This window comes from Streptomyces sp. NPDC037288, assembly GCF_055603265.1.
Genome location: NZ_JBVJVY010000055.1, coordinates 29,861 through 33,521, shown reverse-complemented (window position 1 = coordinate 33,521; position 3,661 = coordinate 29,861). Strand labels below are relative to the sequence as shown.

Sequence of the window (3,661 nt, the reverse complement as noted above, 5' to 3'; positions counted from 1 at the left end):
CAGCTTTTTCTTCCCCCTCCCCCCCCCCCCCCCCCCCCCCCCCCCCCCCCCCCCCCCCCCCCCCCCCCCCCCCCCCCCCCCCCCCCCCCCCCCCCCCCCCCCCCCGCGACCGCGCCGAGCAGGAGCAGGGTGCCGGCCGCGGTGGTCGCCGTGAGCCGCTCGCCGAGCAGGACGACGGCGAGCACGGCCGCGGTCACCGGCTCCAGCAGCATGATCACGGAGACGGTCGCGGACCGTACGACGGCCGCCCCGGCGAAGTAGAGCGCGTACGCGAGGGCCGTGGGCACGGCGGCGATGTAGACCATCAGCCACAGCAGCCGGGCCGGGTGGGGGGTGTGCGGGAGCAGGCCCTCGTGCAGGGCGAACGGCAGCAGGCACAGGCCGGTCACCGCGAAGGCCCCCACGGTGGTGCCGGAGGCGTCGGCACCGCCGCCCCTCCCCCACCAGCGGGTCAGCAGGGTCATGACGCCGTAGCCCGCGGCCGAGGCGAGCGCGAGGAGCACACCCGCGGGCCGCACGGTCGCGGCCGAGCCTCCGAAGGTCAGGACGGCCAGCCCGGCGAGCGCCCCTGCGACGGCCAGCACCCCGCCGGCACCGAGCCGTTCCCCGAGCAGCAGCCGGGCGCCGAGCGCGATGAGCACGGGTCCCGCGCCGAGGGTGACGACGGTGGCCACGGCCAGTCCGGTCGACTCCACGGCGGCGAAGTAGGCGGTCTGGAACACGGCCAGACCGAGGCCGGTGGCGAGGACCTTGCCGGCCCTGCGGAGCAGGGGTTCGGCGGTGGCCGGGCGGACGCGCGGGCGCAGTCCGCGTCCGGCGAGCAGCAGGACGAGGCCGAGCGCGCAGCGCCAGAAGGACAGTCCGAGGGCGCCCATGTCGCTGGTCCGGTAGACCAGGGAGGCGGCGGCGCCGGCGGTGCCCCAGGCGGCACCGGTGATGATCAGATAGAGCAGGCCACGCCCGACGGGCAGGCCAGAAGCAGGGTTCGACGTCGTCGACGAATTCGTCGTCAAGGGATTCTCTCCGCAGAAACGCACCAGGGGTGCGGAAGTTCGAGGGCGACCCGCTGGAGCGGGGCGCGCGGACTTCATCTGCGGGCAGCACCGTCCGGCCCGGCGCACATGCGCGGGGCTGGTGTCCCGGAGGCCCGCCTCAGGCGGCCGGGGGCGGAAGGACGAGTGCGTTCGACGGCATGACCGGCACTTTATGGGGCCGTACCGCGGGCCGACAACTCGCGTTCGGCTCCGCCCGCGGCCACCGGCTCGGCGGAACCCCTGGCCGGGGTGGACGACTGGGCGATGAGCGCGCCGAGCAGGACGACCACACCGCCGGCGATCTGCGGCGCCGTCAGATGCTCGCCGAGCAGCACCCAGGCCAGTACGGTCGCGATGACCGCCTCCAGGCAGGCGACGACACCGGCGACCTGCGGGGACAGCCGCCGCACCGAGAGCACACCGGTGACGTACGCGACGACGGTGGCGATGAGCACGATCCAGCCGAGCAGGGCGAGGGCCGGGACGGCGGCGCCGTTCATGTGCGCGGAGCCGGTGAGCACCGACCAGCGCATGCTCCAGGGACGGGCGACGGCCGTCAGGACGAGGGCGCCGACGAGCAGGCCGTAGGCGATGACGCCGAGCGGGTCCGGCGCCTCGTCGCCCGCGTCGCTGCCCTGGTCGGCCAGGACGAAGTAGCCCACCTGGCAGCAGGCGGCGCCGAGCGCGAGCAGCAGGCCCAGGGTGTCGAACCTCAGCCCCGACCAGACCTCCACCACGCAGGCGAGGCCGCCGGCGGCGAGGACGACGCCGAGCGCGGCGGCGCGGGTCACGGGCCGCCGCTGTACGAACCGCACCCAGCCCAGCACCAGCGCGGGAGCCAGGTACTCGACGAGCAGCGCCACACCCACCGGTATCCGGGAGAGGGCGGCGAAGTAGCAGGCCTGGACCCCGGCGACGGCAAGCAGTCCGAAGCCGGCGAGCAGCGCGGGACGGCGGCGCAGCAGCGCGCGGTGCCGCACGGCGAGCGGCAGCATGACGAGGGCGGCGCCGGCCACCCGCAGCCAGACCACGTCGAGCGGGTCGAGCCCCGCCTCGATCAGCGGTTTGGCGGCCACCCCGGACCCGCCGAAGGCGAGCGCCGAGGCGAGTGCGAGACCGAGCCCGACGCCCTTTCCGCGACTGCCCTGACTGCTCTGCGACGTATGCACCGGCACATGATGCCAGGCGGCGACATGAGCGTCACCCCTGTTGACACCTGTCTCAGGGATTGGACGGGGCCTCAGCGGGCGGCGCCGCCGTCGCCGGCGTACTCGCCCGTGCCGGCTGCGATCCGGGCGTCCAGGTCGCGGATACCGGCGCGCTCCAGGACCTCGACGGCCCGGGAGGCGGGGTCCGCGGTGAGCGCGGCGAGGAGGTCGATGCCGTGGACGCGGGGCTCGCCGCGCAGCCGGGCGCGCTCGCGGGCGCCGGCCAGCGCGGCGGCCGCGGCGGGCGACCAGCCGGCGGTGTCCCTACGGTCCGGGGCGCTTCGGACGACTGCGGCGGGGACGACGGCGAGCGCACCGGAGTCCTCCACGCTGCCCTGCCAGCGCAGTCCGTAGCCGATGCTGCGCTGCACGAGGTAGCCGAGCAGCCGGGCGAGTTGCGGCGGCCCGCCGACGGCGGTGCGCACCTCGGGGTCGTGTTCCAGCAGGGAGTGCAGCAGATGTGCGGTGTCGACGTGCCGGTCGCCGTCCCGCACGGCCCTGCGGCGGGCACCGGCGACCACCGATGCCAGCTCGGCGCCGAGCGCGGCATCGTCGTCCATGTGCGCAGCCGCCTCGTCGTGGGCGGTCCGGCGAGCCGTACGGGGTTGCACATCCTCTATCCCATCAGCCTCGATGAGCCGGGTCATCCACGAGCGGAACCATCTTTGCGTCCCACACAGAGTGGACATCGCCGACCCGGATCTCATCCTCAGGGAGGAGATCCGGCTGATTCCCGGTCGACGGCAACCGGTGCGTGTAATGGGTCTGCGCACCTGAGGACAGCGGCTCGGTTCTGACGGTTCATCAGTATTGAATGTTCGTGCCCCAGCGGCTACGTTCCGCGACACCGTAGCCCGCACGCCCGATTCCGAAGGGGTGGTCGCATGGCCGAAGTCAGCGCGGAGGCACGCATCGAGGCACCGGCCGAGAAGGTGTGGACCCGGCTCACCGACTGGTCGTCGTACGGAGAGTGGAACGCCACCCACACCAGCTTCCCCAAGGGCGGGCCGGAAACGCTGACCGTGGGCGGGACGTTCCAGGAGAACATGAAGCTGATGGGTTTCCCGGCCGAGGTCGACTGGACCATCGAGGAGCTGGAACCGGCGCGGGTCTTCGCCATCCGGGGCAAGGGCCCGATGGCGGTGACGGTCGCCACCCGCTACACCCTCACCCCCGACGGCGACGCCACGAGCATCCGCATCGACGGCGAGTTCACCGGAGCCGCGGTGTCGCTGATGGCGGGCAAACTGAAGGACTCGGCGACGGCCGCGCTGAACGAGTCGCTGCGCAAGCTGGCCGGCCTGGTCGCCTGAGCCCCGGCGGGCCGGGGGGGGGGGGGGGGGGGGGGGGGGGGGGGGGGGGGGGGGGGGGGGGGGGGGGGGGGGGGGGGGGGGGGGGGGGGGGGGGGGGGGGGGAGGT

At 74.7% G+C, this 3,661-nt stretch carries 4 protein-coding genes; 1 reads left to right on the top strand and 3 read right to left on the bottom strand.

The window, feature by feature from the left end; genetic code table 11:
• The 3 genes from ACZ7GZ_RS37145 to ACZ7GZ_RS37135 form a co-directional block, all read right to left on the bottom strand.
• On the bottom strand, positions 1–1,013 hold a 1,013-nt coding region (locus tag ACZ7GZ_RS37145), incomplete at its 3' end, for a DMT family transporter (protein ID WP_471031348.1).
• Between the two features lie 191 nt (positions 1,014–1,204).
• Positions 1,205–2,209 (bottom strand): EamA family transporter, encoded by a 1,005-nt coding sequence (locus ACZ7GZ_RS37140; RefSeq protein ID WP_471031345.1) that lies wholly within the window; start codon positions 2,207–2,209, stop codon positions 1,205–1,207.
• A gap of 65 nt (positions 2,210–2,274) precedes the next feature.
• Entirely contained in the window at positions 2,275–2,802 is a 528-nt protein-coding gene (locus tag ACZ7GZ_RS37135) for a Clp protease N-terminal domain-containing protein (RefSeq protein ID WP_471031343.1), read from the bottom strand.
• 324 nt (positions 2,803–3,126) lie between these two features.
• Between ACZ7GZ_RS37135 and ACZ7GZ_RS37130 the strand changes: the two genes are divergently transcribed.
• Entirely contained in the window at positions 3,127–3,555 is a 429-nt protein-coding gene (locus tag ACZ7GZ_RS37130) for a type II toxin-antitoxin system Rv0910 family toxin (RefSeq protein WP_471031340.1), read from the top strand.
• Positions 3,556–3,661 lie beyond the last annotated feature (106 nt).

Coding starts and splice junctions, on each gene's coding strand:
- ACZ7GZ_RS37135 (WP_471031343.1), bottom strand. CDS start 2,802: ATGGACGACGATGCCGCGCTCGGCGCCGAGCTGGCATCGGTGGTCGCC.
- ACZ7GZ_RS37130 (WP_471031340.1), top strand. CDS start 3,127: ATGGCCGAAGTCAGCGCGGAGGCACGCATCGAGGCACCGGCCGAGAAG.